Origin of the sequence: Bartonella sp. CM120XJJH (assembly GCF_042194715.1) — a bacterium.
Taxonomy (GTDB): Bacteria; Pseudomonadota; Alphaproteobacteria; order Rhizobiales; family Rhizobiaceae; genus Bartonella.
In genome coordinates this window covers 15,446-39,967 of record NZ_JBHINE010000008.1, presented here as the reverse complement: position 1 = coordinate 39,967, position 24,522 = coordinate 15,446, and the positions used below count along the sequence as shown (strand labels likewise).

16 protein-coding genes, 1 tRNA gene and 1 pseudogene are annotated in these 24,522 nt (G+C 36.7%); 8 read left to right on the top strand and 10 right to left on the bottom strand.

What is annotated here, in order from left to right:
* Window positions 1–74: 74 nt before the first annotated feature.
* Window positions 75–1,391 carry a homoserine dehydrogenase gene (locus ACFIKU_RS04915; protein ID WP_375656859.1) on the bottom strand — a complete coding sequence of 439 codons (1,317 nt, stop codon included), beginning with the start codon at window positions 1,389–1,391 and terminating at the stop codon, window positions 75–77.
* Window positions 1,392–2,642: 1,251 nt separating this feature from the next.
* Between ACFIKU_RS04915 and ACFIKU_RS04910 the strand changes: the two genes are divergently transcribed.
* The 3 genes from ACFIKU_RS04910 (at window position 2,643) to ACFIKU_RS04900 (ending at window position 6,266) form a co-directional block, all read left to right on the top strand.
* Window positions 2,643–2,717 (top strand) — tRNA-Glu (locus ACFIKU_RS04910).
* 787 nt (window positions 2,718–3,504) lie between these two features.
* Window positions 3,505–4,719 (top strand): NADP-dependent isocitrate dehydrogenase, encoded by a 1,215-nt coding sequence (locus ACFIKU_RS04905; protein ID WP_375656858.1) that lies wholly within the window; start codon window positions 3,505–3,507, stop codon window positions 4,717–4,719.
* 119 nt (window positions 4,720–4,838) lie between these two features.
* Window positions 4,839–6,266: an MFS transporter gene (locus tag ACFIKU_RS04900; RefSeq protein WP_375656857.1), complete on the top strand. Its 1,428-nt coding sequence runs from the start codon at window positions 4,839–4,841 to the stop codon at window positions 6,264–6,266.
* Between the two features lie 40 nt (window positions 6,267–6,306).
* Here the strand turns inward: ACFIKU_RS04900 and ACFIKU_RS04895 are convergent, their stop codons facing one another.
* Both ACFIKU_RS04895 and tgt read right to left on the bottom strand, forming a co-directional pair.
* A complete protein-coding gene (locus ACFIKU_RS04895) occupies window positions 6,307–7,506 on the bottom strand; it encodes an MFS transporter (protein WP_375656856.1) in 1,200 nt (399 codons plus the stop codon).
* A 1,301-nt stretch (window positions 7,507–8,807) separates the two neighbouring features.
* A complete protein-coding gene (gene tgt, locus ACFIKU_RS04890) occupies window positions 8,808–9,926 on the bottom strand; it encodes a tRNA guanosine(34) transglycosylase Tgt (protein ID WP_375656855.1) in 1,119 nt (372 codons plus the stop codon).
* A gap of 979 nt (window positions 9,927–10,905) precedes the next feature.
* On the opposite strand from tgt, the gene ACFIKU_RS04885 reads away from it, so the two are divergent.
* The gene (locus ACFIKU_RS04885; protein ID WP_375656854.1) at window positions 10,906–11,052 is read left to right on the top strand and encodes a hypothetical protein; all 147 of its coding nucleotides are present in this window, start codon (window positions 10,906–10,908) and stop codon (window positions 11,050–11,052) included.
* Window positions 11,053–11,357: 305 nt separating this feature from the next.
* Here the strand turns inward: ACFIKU_RS04885 and ACFIKU_RS04880 are convergent, their stop codons facing one another.
* The 5 genes and pseudogenes from ACFIKU_RS04880 to ssb form a co-directional block, all read right to left on the bottom strand.
* Window positions 11,358–11,870, bottom strand: a complete 513-nt coding sequence (locus tag ACFIKU_RS04880; RefSeq protein ID WP_375642419.1) for a peptidylprolyl isomerase — start codon at window positions 11,868–11,870, stop codon at window positions 11,358–11,360.
* A gap of 18 nt (window positions 11,871–11,888) precedes the next feature.
* Window positions 11,889–12,482 carry a peptidylprolyl isomerase gene (locus ACFIKU_RS04875; RefSeq protein WP_375656853.1) on the bottom strand — a complete coding sequence of 198 codons (594 nt, stop codon included), beginning with the start codon at window positions 12,480–12,482 and terminating at the stop codon, window positions 11,889–11,891.
* Window positions 12,472–12,991, bottom strand: a pseudogene (gene coaD / locus ACFIKU_RS04870) (pantetheine-phosphate adenylyltransferase). The gene ACFIKU_RS04875 and the pseudogene coaD overlap by 11 nt, the downstream one beginning before the upstream one ends.
* 24 nt (window positions 12,992–13,015) lie before the next feature.
* A complete protein-coding gene (gene gyrA, locus ACFIKU_RS04865) occupies window positions 13,016–15,799 on the bottom strand; it encodes a DNA gyrase subunit A (RefSeq protein WP_375656852.1) in 2,784 nt (927 codons plus the stop codon).
* A 229-nt stretch (window positions 15,800–16,028) separates the two neighbouring features.
* A complete protein-coding gene (gene ssb, locus ACFIKU_RS04860) occupies window positions 16,029–16,535 on the bottom strand; it encodes a single-stranded DNA-binding protein (protein WP_273723946.1) in 507 nt (168 codons plus the stop codon).
* 330 nt (window positions 16,536–16,865) lie between these two features.
* Between ssb and uvrA the strand changes: the two genes are divergently transcribed.
* The gene (gene uvrA, locus ACFIKU_RS04855) at window positions 16,866–19,781 is read left to right on the top strand and encodes an excinuclease ABC subunit UvrA (protein ID WP_375656851.1); all 2,916 of its coding nucleotides are present in this window, start codon (window positions 16,866–16,868) and stop codon (window positions 19,779–19,781) included.
* Between the two features lie 412 nt (window positions 19,782–20,193).
* On the opposite strand, the gene ACFIKU_RS04850 is transcribed toward uvrA, so the two are convergent.
* The gene (locus tag ACFIKU_RS04850) at window positions 20,194–20,373 is read right to left on the bottom strand and encodes a hypothetical protein (protein ID WP_375656850.1); all 180 of its coding nucleotides are present in this window, start codon (window positions 20,371–20,373) and stop codon (window positions 20,194–20,196) included.
* A 479-nt stretch (window positions 20,374–20,852) separates the two neighbouring features.
* Between ACFIKU_RS04850 and ACFIKU_RS04845 the strand changes: the two genes are divergently transcribed.
* From ACFIKU_RS04845 to ACFIKU_RS04835, 3 genes are all read left to right on the top strand, one after another.
* The gene (locus ACFIKU_RS04845; RefSeq protein ID WP_273723943.1) at window positions 20,853–21,191 is read left to right on the top strand and encodes a P-II family nitrogen regulator; all 339 of its coding nucleotides are present in this window, start codon (window positions 20,853–20,855) and stop codon (window positions 21,189–21,191) included.
* A gap of 59 nt (window positions 21,192–21,250) precedes the next feature.
* Complete coding sequence (glnA, locus tag ACFIKU_RS04840) at window positions 21,251–22,660, top strand: type I glutamate--ammonia ligase (RefSeq protein WP_375656849.1); 1,410 nt, start codon at window positions 21,251–21,253, stop codon at window positions 22,658–22,660.
* Window positions 22,661–22,815: 155 nt separating this feature from the next.
* Complete coding sequence (locus tag ACFIKU_RS04835) at window positions 22,816–23,361, top strand: hypothetical protein (RefSeq protein ID WP_375656848.1); 546 nt, start codon at window positions 22,816–22,818, stop codon at window positions 23,359–23,361.
* Window positions 23,362–23,395: 34 nt separating this feature from the next.
* Here ACFIKU_RS04835 and ACFIKU_RS04830 read toward each other — a convergent pair whose 3' ends face one another.
* Complete coding sequence (locus ACFIKU_RS04830; protein ID WP_375656847.1) at window positions 23,396–24,184, bottom strand: ATP12 family chaperone protein; 789 nt, start codon at window positions 24,182–24,184, stop codon at window positions 23,396–23,398.
* Window positions 24,185–24,522: the final 338 nt, after the last annotated feature.

Sequence of the window (24,522 nt, the reverse complement as noted above, 5' to 3'; positions counted from 1 at the left end):
TTGGCAAAGATGAAAATTTTCCACAAGAGACAAAAGAACTCAAGCTTGCCTTTTTGTCATTATTAAGAAAGTTATCAATTCTCTGCCATAGGCTCAATACGAATAAATTGAGATTTTGCAACAAGATGTCCATCTTTTTCAATTTCTGCAAGTGCCTGTCGTACATTCACCTCTGTTGTTTCATGCGTAATTAAAATAATTGTTTTTTCAATTTGATCTTCTACAAAAGATCTTTGAACAATCGACTCCAATGAGATGTGATTATCAGCCATATGCCTTGCGACCGCAGCAAAAACACCAGTACGATCATGAACATTTAAACGAATAAAATACCCCCCTGCATGATGCGAAATACGTGCTTTTTTATGAGGAGCAAGTTCTAATGCTGGACGTCTTAAAACAGGTGCATACTGAAAACCAGAACGCGCTTTTGCTATATCAGCCAAATCACCAATAACGGCTGATGCTGTTGCCATTCCTCCGGCGCCAGGACCAGAAAACAGTAATTCACCTAATAAATCACTTTGAATAGAAAGAGCATTGGTTACGCCATTTATCTGTGCAATCATTGAGGATGTTGGTACCATTGTTGGATGAACGCGTTGCTCTATTCCAGAATCCGTTTTTAATGCAACCCCTAAAAGCTTAATCCGATACCCCAATTCATCAGCTGCTCGAATATCAATTTGCGAAATATTATGAATTCCTTCAACATAAACATCATCTAACGAAACAGCTGTTCCAAATGCCAAGCTTGTCAACAACGCTAATTTATGAGCAGTATCATTTCCCTCAATATCAAAACTTGGATCTGCTTCAGCATACCCAAGTCTCTGTGCATCTGCTAAACAATCTTTAAATGAAAGACCTTCCGTAAACATGCGTGTTAATATATAATTACAGGTTCCATTGAGAATACCATAAATTCGCGATATGCGATTACTAACAAGTGATTCTCTCATCGCTTTGATGACAGGAATTCCTCCTGCAACAGCTGCTTCAAAATGAAGAAAAACACCTTTTTTTTCTGCAATTATAGCCAGCTCTACTCCATGTCGAGCAAGAAGAGCTTTGTTGGCTGTTACAACATGATGTCCCGTCTCAAGCGCTCTCTTAACAGCGGTATACACCACATCCAATTCACCACCAATTAACTCTACAAAAACATCAATCTCATCAGAAGCAGCTAACTCCACAGGTGAATCAAACCATTTTATATCACTGAGATCAATTCCACGATTACGGCTTTTATCCCGCGCACTAACAGCAACGACTTTGATGAATCGCCCACATTGACAAGCTAAACTATTTGCTTTTTCACATAGAGTTCGAACAACTGAAGTACCAACCGCACCAAGTCCCGCAACACCAACTTTTAAAGCTTCTGCCATTATTAACCACTGATCCCTATCTTCATTGAAAAATCGTTTAAATGATGTGCCAATCAACACAAAGAATACTTACATCCATAAAAACAAAAGAAACATCCCGCTCCATTCAGTTCATTTTCTCCAATAGAATTATCCCCGCTTGTTCAATCAACATTCCTAAAATATAATATTTATTGTCTTCAAAGATTTCAGAATCTTTATAAAAGATCTAATTCAGAATGAAAATCTGTAAAACTGATAAATGCAGGTTGCCATAAAGAAAAGTTCTAAACAATAATCAATAACAAATTAAAGAATATTTAAAACTTGGTAAGAAAGAATAAAAACATCTCTTCTAAATCAACAAATATTGGACAAAAAACATTCTTTCATATGATAAATTAAGAGAATGGATAAAACAAAGTAGAGCAGTAGATAATAACACATTCCTTCCTACCATTCCATAGTTTGAACTATAAATATTTAATGCAAAAATCTCAATGCACTCATATATCAAAATAGAACCTTACATTAAAGTAAAAAACAAGACTTAATATATGCACACCATAATTCTGAAATATTATAAATATGGAGAATAAATTTGCAAAATTCGAATATTTTACCTCAACTTATTGCCATCCCTTTGAAAAACTAACGAATTGAAATGTCAAGAATCTAAAGCAGCCCTTTATCCACGCTAATTCACTTTCAAATCAAGAACCTTCTCAATATGTGAAAGAACAAATGACGCGCTTTTAATTTTAAATTTCTTACAGATATGTAAAAGTAAAGATAAGAAAAATACTTTTTAATATATTCTGTAAAATTGCTTTAATATTTTTATTTTTATCATAAATAATATTTTTATATTTTGTTAAACTGAAAGAAATCTATGGATTATGCCTAGAAAAAAATTGTATGATTGGTATTATTTATTAATTTTGTAATAAATATTTGCTTCATACTTCACAAATTATACAGTTTTTGCTTTATAATAAGATCAAATAAGGAATATTCTGTATAAAATTTCTTTCAAACAAGTTAAATAATATTCTTATGTGGTAAGCAGAGATAACAAACAATAAAATATGCAAAAAATAAATACATTTAAAAGCCGTTTTGATCATTTTTGCCTACTACTCAAACTGAAAAGAAACAATCCAAATAGGAATCGTCCAAAAATTATTCAATAAAACACACTTTTTTCAAAAAAAATGACACAGAGGGCTTGCGAAATAACAAGATCCTCTCTATAAGCCTCATCATTGGTTTGCGCCCATCGTCTAGCGGTTAGGACATCGCCCTTTCACGGCGGAAACAGGGGTTCGATTCCCCTTGGGCGTACCATCATCCTTCTTTCTATGTGTAATATATTCATTTTATTCGTGTTTTTAAAAAAGGGATGCATAAATAAAAACGGGGGAATAAGATCTTAAAAGGAATCTTTTCGTAAAAAGGATACAAGAATCATTAGCAGATTAATTTCTTTGTTGCATTTCGAGGGTAGTGTTTTGCTGCGCACAGTTAAAAACAGTAAGAATCGATAAAATATAAGAATTAGAGTATTCTAGCTCGCGATACGGTAATTTTATAAGTCATATTTTGCGTATGCTGTTAATTTTTAAATTAAAACCAGCCGCATCATTTATACGTTTTTTTCCAACCTTCAAAACTGAAATTTATCCCAAAACGCATTTTATATGAAGCATTTCTAATTACAGTGCCTTTCTTATCACATTAAACTTTTTTATAAACAAACTGTAATCTTAGAATTAAAATAGCGGTATAAAAAAAAGATGCTTATTCACCTAACACAACAAATCAAGAAACTATAATTTAGAATACGATCAACTTATTAAATGGAATCTCGGATAATAAACGTGCATAATCCCTCTTCCTCAGTGATCTAACTACCTTATTTATTAAACAAATTCTTCATCAATCATAGAATAATTATAATTTTGCAAACACATCACCTCTTTTCAAAAATTAAACTCTCCAACAAAATTTTACACTCTATTGATAATATATTATAAAAGCTCATATTTGAATGCTTTTTTCCCTTGTTTTTACTTTTCATTATAAACTTGAAAGTGCTATAAAGTAGTATCGCTTAAAAGAAAAAGGATTTCTAATGGTAAAGATCAAAGTAGAAAACCCCGTTGTTGAACTTGATGGGGATGAGATGACCCGCATCATCTGGAAATATATCAAGGATAAATTAATCCATCCCTATCTCGACATTGATCTCAAATATTATGATCTTTCCGTCGAAAATCGTGATGCAACCAATGATCAGGTAACAATCGATTCTGCCAATGCTATCAAAAAATATGGGGTAGGTATAAAATGTGCAACCATCACACCTGATGAGGCCCGCGTTAAAGAATTTAACCTAAAAAAAATGTGGAAATCACCTAATGGCACAATCCGCAATATTTTAGGAGGAGTCATTTTTCGCGAACCCATTATCTGTAAAAACGTCCCTCGCCTTGTTCCTAACTGGACAAAGCCAATTATTATCGGACGTCACGCTTTTGGTGATCAGTACAAGGCAACAGATTTTAAATTTCCAGGGAAAGGGAAATTAAGTATTAAATTTGTAGGTGACGATAATCAAGTTATTGAACATGAGGTTTTTGATGCCCCAAGTGCAGGAGTTGCTATGGCTATGTATAACCTTGATGAGTCAATTCGTGATTTTGCCCGCGCATCCTTTAATTATGGACTACAACGGAATATTCCAGTTTATCTTTCAACAAAAAATACCATTCTAAAAACGTACGATGGTCGTTTTAAAGATATCTTTCAAGAAATATTTGATACGGAATTTAAAACTGAATTTGAAAACCGTAAATTATATTACGAACACCGTCTTATTGATGATATGGTTGCTTCTGCATTAAAGTGGTCAGGTGGATACGTATGGGCATGTAAAAACTATGATGGTGATGTTCAATCTGATATTGTTGCCCAAGGCTTTGGTTCTCTTGGTCTCATGACTTCTGTTCTCATGACACCTGATGGTAAAATTGTGGAAGCAGAAGCAGCACACGGCACAGTAACGCGCCATTACCGTCAGCATCAAAGAGGCGAAGAAACATCAACAAATTCTATTGCATCTATTTTCGCATGGACACGTGGACTGGCGCACCGTGCTAAACTAGATAACAATGAGAAATTAAAAAACTTTTCCACGACATTGGAAGAAGTTTGTATCAAAACCGTCGAAGAAGGTTTTATGACCAAAGATCTCGCACTTTTGATTGGGCCTAAACAAAAATGGCTTTCTACAACAGGTTTCCTCGAAAAAATTGATGAGAATCTCAAAAAAGCAATGAGCAATTAAGTTATTACTTAAATTAAAATTCAAAGCTCTGTTTAGAGCTTTGAATTTCTCTTGGCAAATTAAAAGAAGTGCCTTATAAGTAAGAAGAGGATAAATTTTTATTAAATAGCAAAAAAACAGTGAAAAAACAAAGCTGGTCTGCGCTTTTATTAGGTAAAAATGGTCTTTGCTTTTTAACGTTTACAGGTGGTGTTGTATTACACGCCACCAACGTCTATATTGTTATTACTATTTTACCCTCCCTTATGAATCATATTGGCAGTGAGATATATTATTCTTGGGTAGCGACTGTCTTTATTACAGCTTCACTCCTTGGTACTTCACTTGCAACAAAAATATTAGGAAAATTAGGTCCTCGCAACGCTTATGTTATCTCTGGACTTATTTTTACCCTAGGCACTTTACTGTGCAGTATTTCTTCATCGATGTCATTATTTTTAATAGGACGCTTTATTCAAGGATTGGGAAGTGGTTCTTTGTTATCTCTATCCTATTCCATGGTACGTATTGTTTTCAGCCCATCTTTATGGTCACACGCATTAAGTGTTATCTCTGGAATGTGGGGAATATCAACCTTATTAGGTCCAGCAATAGGAGGAATTTCTGTATATTTTGGCCTATGGAGAGCATCCTTTTGGATCATTGGCGCATTAGCTATATTCTTCTTACTCATAGCCTTTAAAATTTTACCTAAAAAGAATGAAAACTATGTTCCAACATCCCCCCTCCCTCTTCTTCAGCTTTTCATACTCACCTTATTAATTTTTATCATTTCTGTCGGAGGAGCTATGGACACAATAATGGCAAAAATTTGCGGATTAGTTATCGGACTTAGTCTTCTCTTTGTTCTAGCAAAAATCGAATCATATAGCTTTCATCCTATGTTGCCGCGCAAATCCTTTTCTTTCTCTTCTGAAATTTTTCCCGTTTACGCATTAATACTCGTTATGACAACAGTCGTGTACAGTATGGAACTTTATTTACCACTTTTTCTTCAAGAACTTCATGGACAAGCTCCACTTATAGCCGGTTATATAGCAGCACTTATGAGCCTAGGGTGGACGTGTGGAGCTCTCTCAAGTGCTGCTGTCTCCACAAAAAAAATTCGCAACATCATTATATACTCGCCCCTATTTAAACTGTTAGGCATAGCGATTCTTTTATGGCTCATCCCAACAGAAGTTTCCACACTTGAATATATTTTTATTATTTGCTTAGCACTATTTTCTATTGGAACCAGTGCGGGCATAGCATGGCCACATTTGCTCACACGGATCTTACAATGTACAAATGATGAAGATGCTCTACGTGCCAGTGAATCCCTTACCTCCGTACAACTATTTTCAGCTGCATTGAGTGCAACTCTAGCCGGAGTTATCACCAATCTTGCCGGACTCTTTAATCCTGGAGGAACAATAGGAATGATCTTAGCAGCAAAAGCTCTTCTTATAGTGCTCATTGGTTTTTTATTTTGTTTTGCTATTCCATTAGCGCTGCGCATTTCTTACTGCATATTAAAAAATCCAACAGGACATTCCAATAATTAAATAAATATAAAATACCTTCTTCATTAAAAAATGAAAAGTATTAAGCATGCTTCTCCATATACCATGAGACGCAAAAAATCATTAATCCACACAAAGTTAGAATACTTCCTAAAACAGCTGTATATTCATAGCTATAGCCAAATTTTAAAACCAATGCTCCAGATTCTGCACCAAGAGCGTTGGCAATATTAAAAGCAGACTGCATTAATGCTCCTGCCAAAATCTGTCCCTGTAGTGCAACATCCATAATTTTTGTTTGTATAGAAGGCATAGCAGCAAAAGAAGTCCCAACAAAAAAGCATCCTATTGCTGCTGTTAACGGAGCATAGGATAAAAAGAAAAAAAGAAAAAAAACAAATACGCTCCAAAGCATAGAAAAAAATATCATCGGCGAAATACCAATTTTAACAGCTAACTTAGGCCCCAAGAGATTTCCTACCACCATTCCCAATCCAACTAACGGCATAATAAATGGTACCCACTCAAGTGAAACACCAGAAATATGCATTAATGTTGACTTGATATAAGTAAAAACAGAAAATAATCCTGACGCCCCCACCGAAACCATCAACAAAAGAAGCCACACCTGCTTTTGTTTTAATGCACCCATTTCTTGCAAAGGATTTGTTTTTAGAAAACTTAAATCACAAGGCAAAAAATTCCAAATAAGCAAACAACATAATAAAGCAATCATACCCACAAGAACAAAAGCACTCTGCCAACCAATAAGTTGCCCAATCCAAGTAGCACTGGGTGCTCCCAAAACGGTTGCAATTGTTAAGCCAAGCATAACATATCCAACAGCTTTAGAACGCTCATTCATTTCTACCATTGAAGAGGCAACCATAGCCGCAAGTCCAAAATAGATTCCATGGGGAAGTCCACTGAGAAAGCGTAATACTACTAATATGCTAAAATCAGAAACAAAGGCACTAGCAATATTTGCTAAGGCATAAAAAAGCATCAATCCTATCAACACAGTTTTGCGTGATACCTGAGCTGTTGCCACAGCTAAAAGAGGTGCTCCAATCACAACTCCTAATGCATAAGCAGAAATATATTGACCAGCGGTAGGAATATCAACATATGAACTTCGCGCCATCTCTGGCAGTAGCCCCATTGCAACAAACTCTGCAGTACCAATAGCAAAACTCCCCACTGCAAGAGCTAAAATTATTAAACGCCGTACTCTCGAATCAATACCCAATACAAGAACCTTTTGTTTATAAGAATCTCTCATATCATCACTTCTGGATAGGAGTTTTAACTGTAGATATCTGTAATACACACAAACAAAAATTCAAAACATTGTTATACACATGCCCAATAGTCCCCAATAAAGTTTCAGAAATATTTTGATATATAAAAGCATTTTATGGAATTTTAAGGTAGATTCTTTAACAGAAAATCTTTGAAATCCTAAAAGCTATAGACGTATTCACCTATTTTTATCAGAGCTGCCAAATAATAAACTTTGTCTCCTCTTTTCAGCAGTTCCAATTTTACAGTGAAACCTTTATTTTACAATGATATACTATACCTTATAAATAATTCTAAACTTTGTCGAATAATGCATTTCAAATAAGTGAACAACATCTCATCATTGTCTTGATACAAAGATAAAACTTCTCCCCAAATTATTGTTGCTTTATTTTTCTTACCTGAATGCAGATCCTCCAAATCGATAAGCTATAATTTCAACTTTACGCCATTCTTATAAATTATTATAGAATCCTTTGAAAATTCTCATAATAATAGCGCTTGGTTTCTAGATTTATTAAATATCCTTTTTGGGGCATCTTTACCCCTTCTCATCTAACAGAAGAATTGCATCAGATATCTAACTCACTATCTGTAAATTAAAATATTCACGTAAATATATTATGATTATTTTCAGATAAATTCTATAAACAGAGCATAAAATAAATATTTATAAGTTTTGTTTCAATAGATTCATCGATATTTTATAAATATGCTAATTATCATGATTAATATTTAAATTTTTTATGACATAATATCTATAGTTTTTTATTTTATGGATTAATAATAATACATAAATCTATTGTAAATAATAATTATATTAAGATATGAAAATAATAAAAACCTAAAATATAAAATTATAATATTTTAAATGTTGTAATATTATTTTATTTTAATTTTCTAAAAATTTATCTGTGCAGCTGTATATAATACATTCTTTACCTTTAGTAATAAAAAACACAAAGTAGCTCATAAAAATACAATTTTCATACTTCTTTAAGAGTTCGCTAACACCTCATTAACATTGTTGCTTTAAACAGTTATCAGAAACAGAAATAAACTGTTTTTCTCCGGATCAGGTAGCGCGTACCGGAGTAACAGTTTCTGTTTTATATAGTAATTAGAAAAAGAATATGTGCCCTATAAAACCGCACTATTATATCTTAGGATAGTGGAATTTTATAATTTTGGAAGGTGTTTCTAATTTTATATTTTTAGCTAAATTTGTAAGTGCAAGAATAAATTCAATAAAAAATGAAGCGCTATATTACGATTAATATTTTAGCGTCCTTGTGCCCATAAAGCACGCGTTTCAGCGCAAAAATCAGCATAACAGCCTTCTTCAATGGCATCACGAATTCCCTGCATCAGTTGTTGGTAATAAAAAAGATTATTCCAAGTCAACAACATGCCCCCAAGAGATTCTCCAGATTTGATCAAATGATGCAAATAAGCACAACTATAATCATGTGCTGCTGGACAAAGTGACTGTGAATCAAGAGGATGTGGATCTTCTGCATAACGCGCATTACGCAAATTAATTCTACCAAAGCGGGTAAAAGCTAAACCATGGCGTCCTGCACGTGTCGGCATAACACAATCAAACATATCAACACCACGAGCAACACTTTGTAAAATATCATCAGGTGTCCCTACTCCCATAAGATAGCGTGGTTTATCCTCTGGTAAAATCGGACAAGTCGTATCTAATACTGCTGTCATAACACTCTGCGGCTCACCAACAGCAAGCCCTCCAATAGCGTAACCTTTTAAATCCATTTCTTTTAATGCTTGAGCAGAACGTTCACGCAGTTTCATATTATCACCGCCTTGAACAATCCCAAACAATGCTTTATCGGGCTGATCTCCAAAAGCTGTTTTACAACGCTGCGCCCACCGCAATGAAAGTTCCATAGCTTCTTCCATTTCTTTTTCAGTTGCAGGTAATGCAATACATTGATCCAACTGCATCTGGATATCCGCATCAAGAAGTCCTTGAATTTCGATAGAACGCTCTGGACTCATTTCATAGTAAGCTCCATTAATGTAAGAGCGAAAAATCACACCTTGTTCAGTAATTTTACGGATTCCCGCCAATGACATAACCTGAAAGCCACCAGAATCGGTTAAAATAGGCCCGCTCCAGCGTGAAAATTCATGTAATCCTCCCAAACGCGCAACACGTTCAGCTCCTGGACGTAACATTAAATGATAAGTATTCCCCAAAATGATATCTGCACCAAGATCACGTATCTGATCCATATACATAGCCTTAACGGTTCCTGCCGTCCCAACAGGCATAAATGCGGGTGTACGAACACATCCTCGCCCCGTTATAATTTCGCCTCGACGTGCATACCCATCTTGAGCAATTTTTCTATAATGAAATGTCTTTATCATAACTCTCGTCTTTTTGATTCCATCAATGCATATCTCTATAGAAAGAAAAAAGATATCCCCTTACGAGCATTGTCATAAGCTTTATGAATTAATTTTTGATTCGCTCAATATTGTAACCAGCATAAAAAATTAAACGAGATAAAAGAACATTTTTTGTTAAGAAATCACCATAATAAAAGTGATAATCTAGCTCCGAAAAAATAGTAAAATCCTTATAATGTTATACCTCAAAATACCTACGCTTAACGCACTAAAGCCTTAATAGAATTGCAAAATTATTATCACAATAATCTCATCTTCACATACTTGCAGTAACTTTGTACGCATAGAAGAAAATTCTGAACGCATTGCACAGCTTACAATATTCTTTACTTTTAATTTTCATCTATTGGACACGGCGATCCTTACGCTTAATAAAAGCGCAAATGAGCGTAATCATTTATCCACTCACAATATTGAGATAGCTCTTGGCACTTGAGATAATTCACAAAAGAAATTAACGTGTAAATAAGAACACTTTTAAAAACTAAAAATGCTTTTTGTAAAGATTCTCAAATACCAAAAGCTCTATCGTAACATTAGAGGCTGAAAAAGCGTATGATGCTACCCTCTTTCCTTCTTCTCAAGCTTTAAAGATGGTGGAGCATAATAATACTATTTATAGCTTAAAAAACTACACACGCCATGAATATCATCGTGGAAGTAAATGTTGATATATACTGAGAAATTCTTCTTAAAAAAACACATAAATGTGCAACATAAGCATATTCCGTTTGGAGCGTTACTCTATTAAAAAACGAAAAAAATAAAAGCGTAAGGCTATGCACAAACTTCATTATTTAAACGATATTGCTTTAGATATTTAAAAAAAAGTAAAGCTGAATTAAAAAGGAAATGGCAAGACGAGCCATTTATTTCACCTCTGCGCCGTTATATTCCTCTAAGATTAAACTGTCTTCTTGTTTTAAAGATTACACCAATGATATATATACTGGTTTTCCACCTTACTAGGAAAACTGGAAAAACTCGTAAGGCTCTTATCCGTATTAATATGTGTGCCGCTGCATTAGGATTGGATATTGATTTACAAGCAGCAACAAAAGCACACGCTCTCTCAGAAAAGTAACATCTTAAAACCATTAATAGACCGGCAATGGATTGAAGAAAAATGCCGAATTTTTTATAAAAGACTTTGCCAAGCAACAATCATAACACAACAGACTTTGCGTTTTCTTATTCTGATAGGTGTTTATACAAATCCTTTGCGTTATATTCTTCAGGAAAATCCGATTGAAGGAAATACATGGACAATTTTTAGCTCGAAGTTATAAAAGATAAGCTTGATGCTACCAAAGAGTTCCGTGTGCCTTTATTGATCAGAAAAGAGTATTTTTTCTTAGAAACTTACAATTGAAATCAGTATAATTTATACTATTTTGCATCCGCAGCAATAACGGCTTTGATAATTGAATCTGGATCTGCAACAGGTTCACCACGTTTAATTTTATCAACATTTTCCATACCTTCAACAACCTGCCCCCATATGGAATATTGACGATCAAGCCACGGAGCATCTGCAAAACAAATAAAAAACTGAGAATTAGCAGAATTTGGATTCTGACTACGTGCCATAGAAACTGTACCACGCTTATGAGAAAGATTTGAAAACTCTGCTGTTAAATTTGGTTTTTCTGCCCCTCCCATACCCGCACGGGATAAATTGAATTTTTCACTATCCTTCTTTCCAAATTGCACATCCCCAGTTTGCGCCATAAAACCATCAATAACGCGATGGAAAATAACATTATCATAAGCACCTTCACGTACCAGTTCTTTAATACGTGCAACATGTTTTGGCGCTAAATCAGCCAAAAGCTCAATAACAACTCTGCCCTTTGTAGTTTCAAGAATTAAAGTATTCTCTGGATTTTTATTCTCAGCCATATGAAAAGCTCCTTTGATTTATTTCTGAACTTGTAAAGTAGCAGCATTAATAACATCAGGATCTTTTACAGATCCATTATTACTTGTCGTACCTTTTTTTATTTTATCAACAACATCCATCCCCTTTATAACCTCTCCAACAACCGTATACTGACCATTTAAAAAAGCAGCATCGTCAAAACAAATAAAGAATTGAGAATTCGCGGAATCCGGATCTTGTGACCGTGCCATCCCAACAGTACCACGCTTAAACGGTTGCTTTGAAAATTCTGCCGGTATATTGGGATAATTTGAGCCACCCATACCAACGCGTTTCAGATCAAAATCTCTACTGCCCTTTTTTCCAAACTTTACATCACCAGTTTGTGCCATGAAATTAGGAATAACGCGATGAAACACAACATTATTATAGGCCCCCTCCTCTGTTAATCTTTTGATTTGCGCAACATGTTTTGGCGCCAAATCAGGACGCAGACGAATAATGACATCACCATCTTTGAGAGATAAAATAAGAAGGCTTGCATCACTTGCTTGGCTAGAATTACCAGCGACAGCGGACAATGAAAAAAAACAAAACACACATATCAAAACAGCAAAAATTCTACGAGACACAATTATTCTCCCCTAAAAGATTGGAATTTCGAGCTCAAAGCTTGTGCAATATTGGGCGGTACAAATGGTGTCACATCACCTCCCATAGAAGCAATTTGGCGCACCAATGTAGATGTTATCGCACGTCCAGAAACGCTTGCCGGCAAAAAAACAGTTTGCAATTCAGGAGCCATAACGCCATTCATCCCTGCCATTTGCATTTCATAATCAAGATCAGTACCATCACGCAATCCACGAATGAGAAATGAAGCACCAACTTCACGCGCCTTCTCAATGAGAAGGTTGTTGAATGAAAGAACCTGCAATCGATTAGAATCTGCACCAAACAAGTCTTTCCCTACCTGCGTAATGAAATCAACACGCTCTTCAAAGCTAAAGAGTGTTTTTTTGTCAGCCTGTATCCCTATGGCGACGACCACCTTATCAGCTAACACAAAACACCCTTTCAAAACATCAAGATGACCATTTGTAAGAGGATCAAAAGAACCCGCGTAAAGAGCAATTTTCATGATTTTACTCCTTCCTCTTAAAAATTATTTTTCTTCGCTCATATCAACTGTATCAGAATGCTTCTCACCTTCATCATCTAATGAACTCGTATCATCTTCAGGTTCAGAAATACGTTCAACCGATACGACTCTTTCACCTTTGGCTGTATTAAAAATTGTAACTCCCTTAGTTGAGCGCCCAGCAGTACGAATTCCCTCAACAGGGACACGAATAAGCTGCCCCCCATCTGATACCAACATAATTTGATCTTGCGCCTTCACCGGAAAAGCCGCTACTAATTTACCAATTTCAGCTGTTTTAGATGGATCTGTTGCACGAATCCCTTTTCCGCCACGTCCCGAAATCCGGAACTCATAGGATGAAGAGCGTTTACCATAACCAAACTCACTCACCGTCAAAAGCATTTGTTCACGTGCATGAAGTTCTGCATAACGTTCATCTGTTAACTCTGTTTCAGCCCCCCCATCTTCTTCATCAAGAGTTACAATATCTTCAACATCGGCATCTGCACCAAAAGCACGCCGTTCATTCATTACACGTTTAATATAAGCAAAACGCTCAATGGACGTCGCCTCGACATGCTCTAAAATTGTCATCGAAATGACTTTATCGCCTTTAGCTAAATTGATACCACGAACTCCCACAGAATTACGCCCAGCAAAAACACGAACATCAACAACTGGGAAACGGATACATTGTCCATTGGCTGTTGTTAGAACAACATCATCATGTTCCGTACAGGTTTCAACAGAAAGAATTTCATCTTCTTCATCAAGTTTCATTGCAATTTTACCATTACGATTAACCTGAACGAAATCTGATAATTTATTACGACGCACAGTTCCACGCGTTGTCGCAAACATAACATCCAATGCACTCCAGCTCGCTTCATCTTCAGGCAAAGGCATAATCGTTGTAATACGCTCACCTTGTTGTAAGGGAAGCATATTGATCAAAGCCCGCCCACGCGATTGGGGTGTTCCCAGCGGCAGTCGCCAAACTTTTTCCTTATAAACAATCCCACGTGATGAAAAGAAAAGAACCGGAGTATGCGTATTGGCAACAAACAATCGCGTTACAAAATCCTCATCCTTCGTGGACATACCAGAACGCCCCTTACCACCACGTCGCTGTGCACGATAGGTATTAAGAGGCACACGTTTAATATAGCCACTATGGCTCACCGTTACCACCATATCCTCTGGTGCGATCAGATCTTCACTCTCCATCTCAGCGCTACCAAAACCAAAAACGGTACGTCGCGGCGTTGCAAACTCCTCACGAAGAGCACTCAACTCATCCTTAACAATACACATAATGCGTACGCGTGATGCCAAGATCTCAAGATAGTCAGCGATATCCACGCCAATTTTATTCAATTCATCAGCGATTTCATCACGCCCAAGGGCTGTCAATCGTTGCAACCGCAATTCTAAAATAGCACGCGCCTGTTCTTCAGAAAGATTATAAGTACCATCCTCATGAATAATATGACGAGGATCATCAATAAGTTTAATCAAAGGCGCGACATCCATCGCTGGCCAGCGCCGCTCCATTAACTGTGCACGTGCTGTCTGCGGATCAGGAGCTTTGCGAATAAGCGCTATAATTTCATCAATATTGGCAACAGCAAGGGCAAGACCAACCAAAACATGTGCTCGCTCACGCGCTTTACGCAAAAGATATTTTGTTCGCCGACTGACAACTTCTTCCCGAAAAGAAACAAATGCACGAAGCATATCAAGCAACGTCATCTGTTCGGGTTTTCCCCCATTCAAAGCAACCATATTACAACCAAAGGAAGTTTGTAGAGGCGTATACCGATATAATTGGTTTAAAACAACTTCCGCAACAACATCTTTCTTCAGCTCAATAACAACCCGATATCCATCACGATCGGATTCGTCACGCAAATCAGAGATTCCCTCAATGCGTTTATCACGCACCAATTCGGCCATTTTCTCAATCATCGTTGCCTTATTAACTTGATAAGGGATCTCACTCACAATAATTGCTTGTCGACCACTACGAATTTCTTCGATCTCAACTTTAGCACGCATAATGATTGAGCCACGCCCTGTTTCATAAGCTGCACGGACACCAGAATGGCCAAGGATAATGCCCCCAGTAGGAAAATCCGGACCAGGAATAATTTCAATTATTTTATCGAGTGTGATATCAGGATTATCAATCAAAGCGATACAACCATCAACGACTTCACCAAGATTATGGGGAGGAATATTGGTTGCCATTCCCACAGCAATCCCCCCTGACCCATTAACCAAAAGATTGGGAAAACGCGCTGGCAAGACAACCGGCTCACGCTCACGTCCATCGTAATTATCCTGAAAATCAACAGTATCTTTATCAATATCAGCTAAAAGTTCTTCTGAAACTTTTTCTAAACGACACTCTGTATAGCGCATGGCCGCGGGTGGATCACCATCAACGGAACCGAAATTTCCCTGACCATCAATTAATGGATTTCTTAAAGAAAAGTCCTGCGCCATACGCACTAATGCATCGTAAATTGAAGCATCACCATGGGGATGGAATTTCCCCATAACCTCACCAACCACACCAGCAGATTTACGATACGACTTATTGAAAGAAAGCCCCATCTCATTCATAGCATGAAGGATACGCCGATGAACAGGTTTAAGACCATCACGGACATCAGGGAGTGCACGTGAAACAATCACGCTCATCGCGTAATCGAGATAGGAGCGTTGCATTTCATCAATAATACTGATTGGTTCAATACCGGTTAGCACATCACGTTCTGGGTGTGGAGTAAGATCGGTCACAATTTCAAAACTTTCAAAAAAGAATCATTTCACTTTATTTATAGCGAAAAATACACCAAAATGCTAATTTCTCTTCCATGACAAAAAAGAAATTTAACAATATTTTTCAAGATGTTATTAATTTATATTTTAAATTACCAATAATAATTAACAATTTCCACTTCGCTAAAATTCAAAAATCTGAAACAAACAAATCATAAAGTGATTATAATACTGCAATTAAAGAATCTTAAAAAGGGACGTCATCATCTAATTTGTGTGAAAAACTTTCTTCCAATTGATTATTATTTTGACCAAAAGTATTTCTCTGATTTGAGTGACTATCGGCAAAGCCACCACTATAATTTCCCCCTTGACTTGCTCCTTGCTCCCCGCCTGCTGCTCCCCGCCCATCAAGCATTTGTAATTCGCCACGGTACTTTTGCAAAACAATCTCTGTTGTATAACGGTCATTTCCATTTTGGTCTTGCCATTTTCGTGTCTGTAGCTGCCCCTCAATATAAATTTTGCTGCCTTTTTTTAAATATTGCTCTGCAACTTTGACAAGGTTTTCATTAAAAATAACAATACTATGCCACTCAGTGCGTTCTTTTCGCTCATTTGTATTCCGATCACGCCAACTCTCTGAAGTAGCAATACGCAGATTTGCCACTTGATCACCAGAATTCAAACGGCGGATTTCAGGATCCGCACCAAGATTACCAATCAAAATAACTTTATTAAGGCTACCAGCCATCGCATAAACTCCAAAATTTTAATTCGTAAAATACTCTATTCTATAACAGTTATAACCATCTTGACCTTCAATTTACATGTCTGCAATTGACCATCAATATGGGTATTGCTATCCTTTCCCAATATTGTATCCGTGTAACTATAACAAAAGATGATAAAAACGCATAGTTTATTCCACCACGAGAGAATAAAAAGCTGCTCATTTGTATTTTTTTCACAAAACTTATACCTTCCTTTTGCATTAAAGCAGTTAAACACATTGTAATTCTAAAAAAACAGTTTTATTCCATTTTAGGTGCTCAATTTTTGCCACATATGCCAAGGATAAAGTATGACTCATCAAAAATATATCTCCATTCGCGGTGCACGTGAGCATAACCTTAAAAATATTGATCTCGATCTGCCTCGTGACAAACTCATTGTTATAACAGGACTTTCTGGATCAGGGAAATCATCCTTAGCTTTTGATACAATTTACGCTGAAGGACAACGCCGCTATGTCGAAAGCCTTTCAGCCTATGCACGCCAATTTTTGGAAGTCATGCAAAAACCCGATGTCGACCGCATAGACGGTCTCTCTCCAGCTATCTCCATTGAACAAAAAACAACCAGTCGCAATCCTCGTTCAACGGTAGGTACCGTTACTGAAATCCACGATTACATGCGTCTTCTCTTTGCTCGTATTGGTACTCCTCACTCTCCTGCGACAGGACTTCCTATTGAAAGCCAGACAGTAAGCCAAATGGTGGATCAAATTATGTCCTTACCAGAAGGAACACGGATTTTTATTATGGCACCCTTGGTGCGAGGACGAAAGGGAGAATATAAAAAAGAGCTAACAGAACTTTTAAAAAGAGGATTTCAACGCGCTAAAGTTGATGGAAAATTCTATGAAATCGCCGATATTCCACCTCTTGATAAAAAATATAAACACGACATCGATGTCGTGGTAGACCGCATTGTTGTACAAAAGGATATCACCTCTCGCTTGGCTGATAGTATAGAAACCTGTTTACAATTAGCAAATGGACTTGCCATAGCTGAAATGGCAGACCAGCCCTTGGCACAAAAAAAAACGACAAAGGAATCTGCTCATAAATCAAAAAATGATACACACAAACGGCTCATTTTTTCAGAAAAGTTTTCCTGCCCTATATCTGGTTTTTCTATTCCTGAAATTGAACCACGCCTTTTTTCGTTCAATAATCCTTTTGGGGCTTGTCCTCTCTGCGATGGATTGGGGATCAAAAAGGCAATGGATCCACTAAAAATTGTGCCAAATAAAAATCTTACCCTAAAGAATGGAGCCATTGCTCCTTGGGCTAAATCGGATTCACTTTATTATAGCCAAACCTTAGAAGCATTAGGAAAAGCTTACGGTTTCAAACTCACAGATCAATGGTGTGAACTCTCTAATGAAGCACAACAGGCTATCCTCTACGGTACAAAAAAAGATGAAATTTCTTTTATCTATAAAAATAATTCTGGTTCGCATAAGACAACCCAACCTTTTGAAGGAATCATCCCTAATATGGAGAGACGCTGGAAAGAAACCGATTCTGCTTGGTCTCGAGAAGAAATCGAACGTTATATGTCTTCTTCGCCCTGCCCAGCTTGTCACGGTTATCGTTTAAAACCAGAGGCACTTGCTGTAAAAATCAACGGAATGCATATTGGGCAAATATCAGATCTTTCTATTCTAAAGGCAGATGATTGGTTTGCCAATATTCATCAATATCTCACAGAAAAACAACGTAATATCGCCGTACGTATTTTAAAAGAAATTCGTGAACGCTTAGCTTTTTTAAATCATGTAGGATTGGAATATCTTACCTTGTCTCGAAATTCAGGAACGCTTTCAGGTGGAGAAAGTCAACGCATTCGGTTAGCTTCCCAAATTGGTTCTGGTCTTACAGGTGTTCTTTATATTTTAGATGAACCATCTATCGGTTTACACCAACGCGATAACGAACGTCTTTTGGAAATGCTGCGCCATTTACGCAATCTTGGCAATACAGTTATTGTCGTTGAGCATGATGAAGATGCTATTCTCACAGCAGATTATGTTGTCGATATGGGCCCTGCCGCGGGCGTTCATGGTGGAGAAATCATAGCGCAAGGGACACCACAGGAAATTATAGAAAATTCAGCCTCTCTCACAGGCCAATACCTTTCAGGAAAAATGGCTGTTAAAATGCCGACAGAGCGACGCAAAATATCAAAAACGAAAACACTTAAAGTCATCGGCGCCAAAGGCAATAACCTCAAAAATATCAATGCGAACATCCCTCTTGGAACCTTCACATGCGTAACCGGTGTTTCTGGAGGAGGAAAATCAACATTTCTTATTGAAACGCTTTTCAAAGCAGCATCACATCATATCATGGGCTCTCATCATAGCCCTGCCAGCTATGACAAAATTGAAGGATTAGAATTTCTTGATAAAGTCATCGATATCAACCAGTCCCCTATTGGGCGCACCCCACGCTCTAATCCCGCAACCTATACAGGTGCTTTTACACCGATTCGTGAGTGGTTTGCCGATCTTCCAGAATCAAAAGCCCGTGGTTACAAAGCTGGGCGTTTTTCATTTAATGTTAAAGGAGGACGTTGCGAAGCATGTCAAGGTGATGGAGTCATCAAAATTGAAATGCACTTTTTACCTGATGTCTATGTTACTTGTGATGTCTGTAAAGGACAACGCTATAATCGAGAAACACTAGAAATAAAATTCAAAGGACAGTCTATAGCCGATATTTTGGATATGACAATTGAAAAGGCAGAGGAATTTTTCCAAGCTATTCCTGCTATTCATAATAAAATGGAAACTCTCATTAAAGTAGGATTGGGTTACATAAAAGTAGGACAGCAAGCAACCACACTTTCTGGTGGGGAAGCACAACGTGTAAAACTTGCGAAAGAACTTTCACGTAAAACAACGGGACGTACACTCTATATTTTGGATGAACCGACAACAGGTTTACATTTTCACGATATTTCCAAACTTCTTGAAGTGTTGCATGAACTAGTCGAACAAGGCAACACAGTTATAGTCATTGAACATAACCTTGATGTTATAAAGACAGCCGACTGGATTATTGATTTAGGACCAGAAGGTGGAGATCGCGGTGGCGAAATTGTTGCAATTGGACGCCCTGAGGACATCATTAAGGTTCCCGCTTCCTATACGGGAAAATTTCTAAAAGATGTTTTACTGCGCCAATCTCTCTATAATGCCAATTCTTAAAAACGCTTTCCATTGTAAAATACAGCATACTAACAAAGCCTGTACTTTTATTGTTACCTGTAAACCAACACCTAATTCCAGTGGTGCAACATGTTTGAAGCAAAGACTAAAAATCATTTAGCGCTTTATAAGCTGTTTCAGTATTTTGTATTGCCAAATAGGAATGCGCGCATAATTGTGTATTTATTCTCTGTTTTGTCTTATCTGAAACGACCAGACAACCTAATTTGGGAAGAATACGAAGTTTTAAGGGTATAAATAAGCTCCTATCTTTACACCTTATTTTAATTTATCTTTATGATTTCAAAGAAAGCCGTAGCAATATCTTATAATGAAGATTGCCCATTGCTTCACGCTTTTGTTTATCGCGTTCCTTAATGGAATCACATTCCTCACGAAGAGACAAAACGCCTCAAACAAAATATATTTGCATCGCCAATTCACACACCTGTTTTAAAGAAATATTTCTCAACGCTCTCAAGCCCATTTCCCGACGGCACCTATGAATGCTATAATGATAAATCCATTGTTGTACACCACCATTTTTACGTTTATGAAAGAGCATAATCGGCATCATCACACTCTTTTCCAATATTTATCTGCCCTACCCCTAATATTGTAAAACCTTTAGTTATCGAAAGCTTTCATAAAAAGCATTTTATTTCTTTTTTTTTAATGTTTTTATCCACACACTCGTACTATTTATAATATATAAAGGTATCGGTTTGATTGATTGACGGTAAAAAGACCTAGAATGAGAAAATCTTACGCTATTAGAATTTCTCATTCCATATAGAAAAAGTCTAATTATCCTTACAAATCAACGTATTACCTAACAAAAAAGAAACAAAACTCTTTTATTATATTATTTTAATTCTTGAAAAAGAATTGTAAGATGTTTTCCAAAAAACAGTATTTGAATTTATTCTACAAAAGAAACTCTCCTAAATGAGCATAGAGTGTTATTATTTTCGACTTTTTGTGCACAAAGTATCTGTTGGACATCTTACAGTTGTCAATATAATGTGATGCAGTCTAAAAAGACAAAATAACGTTGGAGATAATTTCAGCATGAAAAAAATTGAAGCCATTATAAAACCTTTCAAACTTGATGAAGTGAAAGAAGCGCTTCAAAAAATTGGGGTACATGGTATTACAGTAACAGAAGCAAAAGGTTTTGGTCGTCAAAGGGAACATACAGAACTTTATCGTGGCACGAAATATGTTGTTGACTTTCTACCTAAAGTAAAGATTGAAATTGTTGTGTCCGATGAAAAACTGGAACAAACTGTTGATGCAATACGTAAAGCAGCTCAAACCAAACATATAGGAGATGGAAAGATATTTGTCTTTTCCATTGATGATGCCATTCGTATAGGCACCGACGAAACTGGTATCGATGCCCTTTAATAAATAATGAGAAAATTCACTTTTTTATCCACCTCAACGCCATATTAAGGAAATTGAATATGACAACCGCATCAGATATTATCAAACAGATTACAGACAATGAAATCCGTTTTGTTGATTTACGTTTTACTGATCCACGAGGAAAATTGCATCACATTACAATGGATATCGCAGAGATCAGCGAGGATACTTTTAGTGATGGTGTCATGTTTGATGGTTCTTCAATTGCTGGTTGGAAAACAATTAATGAATCTGACATGGTTTTAATGCCAGATCCAGAAACAGCACACATTGATCCTTTTTTTGCTCAATCTACTTTGGTCATATTTTGTAATGTACTTGATCCTGTCTCTGGTGAGTTTTATCGTAGAGATCCTCGTTCTATCGCCAAAAGGGCTGAGGTTTATATGAAATCTTTAGGCATTGGAGATACAATCAATGTAGGTCCAGAAGCAGAGTTTTTTATCTTTGATGATGTGCGCTATAAAACGGACCCTTACAACACAGGGTTTAAACTCGATTCAAGTGAACTTCCCTCCAATGATGATACGGAATATGAAACAGGCAATCTAGGGCATCGCCCACGAATAAAAGGAGGCTACCTTCCTGTTCCGCCGATTGATTCCTGCCAAGATATGCGTTCTGAAATGCTCACAGCACTCAAGGATATGGGCGTACAGGTCGAAAAACACCATCACGAAGTAGCAGCAGGCCAACATGAATTGGGTATTCGTTTTGATACACTCGTTCGCGAGGCTGACAAGATGCAAATTTTTAAATATGTTGTACACCAAATAGCAAACAGTTATGGGAAAACAGCAACCTTCATGCCAAAACCAGTTTTTGGTGATAACGGCTCCGGAATGCATGTCCACATCTCCATTTGGAAAGATGGCAAACCCATTTTTGCAGGAAATGAATATGCCGGATTATCAGAAACCTGTTTATTTTTTATCGGTGGTGTTATTAAGCACGCAAAAGCAGTCAATGCTTTTACCAACCCATCCACAAACTCCTATAAACGTTTGGTTCCTGGTTATGAAGCTCCTGTTCTTCTTGCCTATTCAGCACGTAATCGTTCTGCATCTTGCCGCATTCCAATGAGCTCCTCACCAACTTCAAAACGCGTAGAAGTTCGTTTTCCAGACCCAACAGCAAATCCCTATTTGGCATTTGCCGCCCTTTTAATGGCTGGTCTTGATGGCATCAAAAACAAAATTCATCCCGGACATGCTATGGATAAAGATCTTTATGATCTTCCCTTAAAAGAACTCAAAGAAATCCCTACTGTTTCAGGAAGTCTGCGTGAAGCACTTGAAGCACTTGACAAAGATCGTAGCTTTCTTAAAGCTGGCGACGTTTTTGATGATGATCAGATTAATTCCTTCATTCAAGTAAAGATGCAAGAAGTCTTGCGCTACGAAACAACACCCCATCCTGTTGAATTTGATATGTACTATTCTGTTTAAACAATCAATACGCGTTCTTTTGCTTTTAAAAATGGAGGCAAAAGCCTCCATTTTTGTGGATATTCTTCTCATGCAAAAGCGCAAGAGGCTTTTTGCTCATCCGCTTTTCCTTTATAATGTGTTGAATCTCTTCAAATGAACTAACAAGGTTTCTAATGCCGCGAATTTGTTTTCTCGTTCCCATTCTTTTATGCATTGTCTTTATCACATCAACAACTCAAGCACATACAATAACCAACCAAAAACTCACAGCCCTTGAAAAAGCGACATCTGCTTATAGTAAAGCTCTTAAAAATGCCGATGCAAATGTCATCTTAAATGCTATTCCTCCCCAAATCATCAACCGCTTAACCGCTAAAAAAAATCTTAGTCAATCACAATTTCGACAAATCATGAAAAGCCAAATAGAACGGTTGGCAGAAAGTTACAAGATTGAAACGATCAACATTAACCAAAAACAAAAACGTGAAGGTACACTTGATAATGGCACCCCTTATTTTGTTATACCCGTGGAGCTTGTAACCACAACAAATGCTGGAAAAAAATGCTCTATTCAAACTGAAATTATTGCCCTACTTCACGATAACCAATGGTATTTTATCCGTGGTAATGACGAAACGCTCTTAAACATAACCAATGAACTATTTCCTGGACTTGAAAAAGTAAAAATTAATCCCCAAAAAATCACAAAAATACTCTAAGCGAAAAGAATGCACGTAAATAAAAGATTTACCCCTATAAGCAAGTTGTAACAATTGTAGCCGCAGCCTTAAATTCAGCTTTTTTATGAGCACGACGTACCATTGTTTCTTTATCTATTCCCCATTGTTCCATCATCCAATCTTCATCTATATGGGCAATAGACCAAGCATGATCAGCATCAATATTTCCCGCAGCAACAGCAAGAGCAATGAGAGCAGATCCCGTTAAGGTTGTCATCATATGAAGTGCTGCAAGCATATAAGGAGACTCAACGCTACGTAAATAATGACTCACAGCTTGAACTGCTTCTGGTGATTGTTCCACATGCATCAGCCCTTCTGTCAAATAAAACCTTGCACCCAGTTTTTTTTCTGCCCAATCTAATAAAGGATCCCATTGTTCAGATTGTTTTTGCACCAACTCTTTAGGTGTCTGTGCACGATAAAAGATCATATCACACGCAACGAAACGCAATAAATCTTCAAAAACAACCTGCATATCATCAGCGATACCATCAATAACAGTATTAACCAAACGCGTCATCGGCATTTTTGCAGGATCAACAACGTGCTTTTGGTTCTCAAATTCCTGAGCAACGTATTCAGCAAACACTTCTGTTGGCACATGAAAATGACGCCTTGCGGGCGTTTTAACGGGACGTTCGTCCAACAAAATCGTAAAGCCGACCTCCCCACAAGCAATCTTCACTTGCTTATAAAACCGTTTTGGGTGTGATTGGCATGAAAGATTTTGAATCTTTTGAACAGAACTTGTTTTATTCTTATTCAATGGCATATCAAAATGATCCAAAATCTCACGCATATTTGTTTACCTCTGATCTTTTCAAGAAAGCAACTGTTTTATCCAAGTTTTATACACTTTAATAAGATTTAATCCGACCTTCTTAACGCTTCCAAAGAAGAAAAAAGATCTTGCCAATCCCAATCTGATTAAAGAGTTATATTTCATGTTTCTTTTACAAACAAGACAATGATAATATCCTTTCATATATTCAATTAAAGTCATGAATATAGAATAATTTGTTAAAATATTATCTTAATTAAAAAATTTAATACATTGAATATGATAGTAAAAGTGATCACGCTTCATCATTTTTTTTATTATCCACCTACAATAATGTTATCGACACGGACAGCTTC

Excerpts from the sequence above, each read along its gene's own strand:
- ACFIKU_RS04915 (WP_375656859.1), bottom strand. The coding sequence starts at position 1,391 with ATGGCAGAAGCTTTAAAAGTTGGTGTTGCGGGACTTGGTGCGGTTGGT.
- ACFIKU_RS04905 (WP_375656858.1), top strand. The coding sequence starts at position 3,505 with ATGGTAAAGATCAAAGTAGAAAACCCCGTTGTTGAACTTGATGGGGAT.
- ACFIKU_RS04895 (WP_375656856.1), bottom strand. The coding sequence starts at position 7,506 with ATGAGAGATTCTTATAAACAAAAGGTTCTTGTATTGGGTATTGATTCG.
- tgt (WP_375656855.1), bottom strand. The coding sequence starts at position 9,926 with ATGATAAAGACATTTCATTATAGAAAAATTGCTCAAGATGGGTATGCA.
- ACFIKU_RS04885 (WP_375656854.1), top strand. The coding sequence starts at position 10,906 with ATGATATATATACTGGTTTTCCACCTTACTAGGAAAACTGGAAAAACT.
- ACFIKU_RS04880 (WP_375642419.1), bottom strand. The coding sequence starts at position 11,870 with ATGGCTGAGAATAAAAATCCAGAGAATACTTTAATTCTTGAAACTACA.
- ssb (WP_273723946.1), bottom strand. The coding sequence starts at position 16,535 with ATGGCTGGTAGCCTTAATAAAGTTATTTTGATTGGTAATCTTGGTGCG.
- uvrA (WP_375656851.1), top strand. The coding sequence starts at position 16,866 with ATGACTCATCAAAAATATATCTCCATTCGCGGTGCACGTGAGCATAAC.
- ACFIKU_RS04845 (WP_273723943.1), top strand. The coding sequence starts at position 20,853 with ATGAAAAAAATTGAAGCCATTATAAAACCTTTCAAACTTGATGAAGTG.
- glnA (WP_375656849.1), top strand. The coding sequence starts at position 21,251 with ATGACAACCGCATCAGATATTATCAAACAGATTACAGACAATGAAATC.
- ACFIKU_RS04835 (WP_375656848.1), top strand. The coding sequence starts at position 22,816 with ATGCCGCGAATTTGTTTTCTCGTTCCCATTCTTTTATGCATTGTCTTT.
- ACFIKU_RS04830 (WP_375656847.1), bottom strand. The coding sequence starts at position 24,184 with ATGCGTGAGATTTTGGATCATTTTGATATGCCATTGAATAAGAATAAA.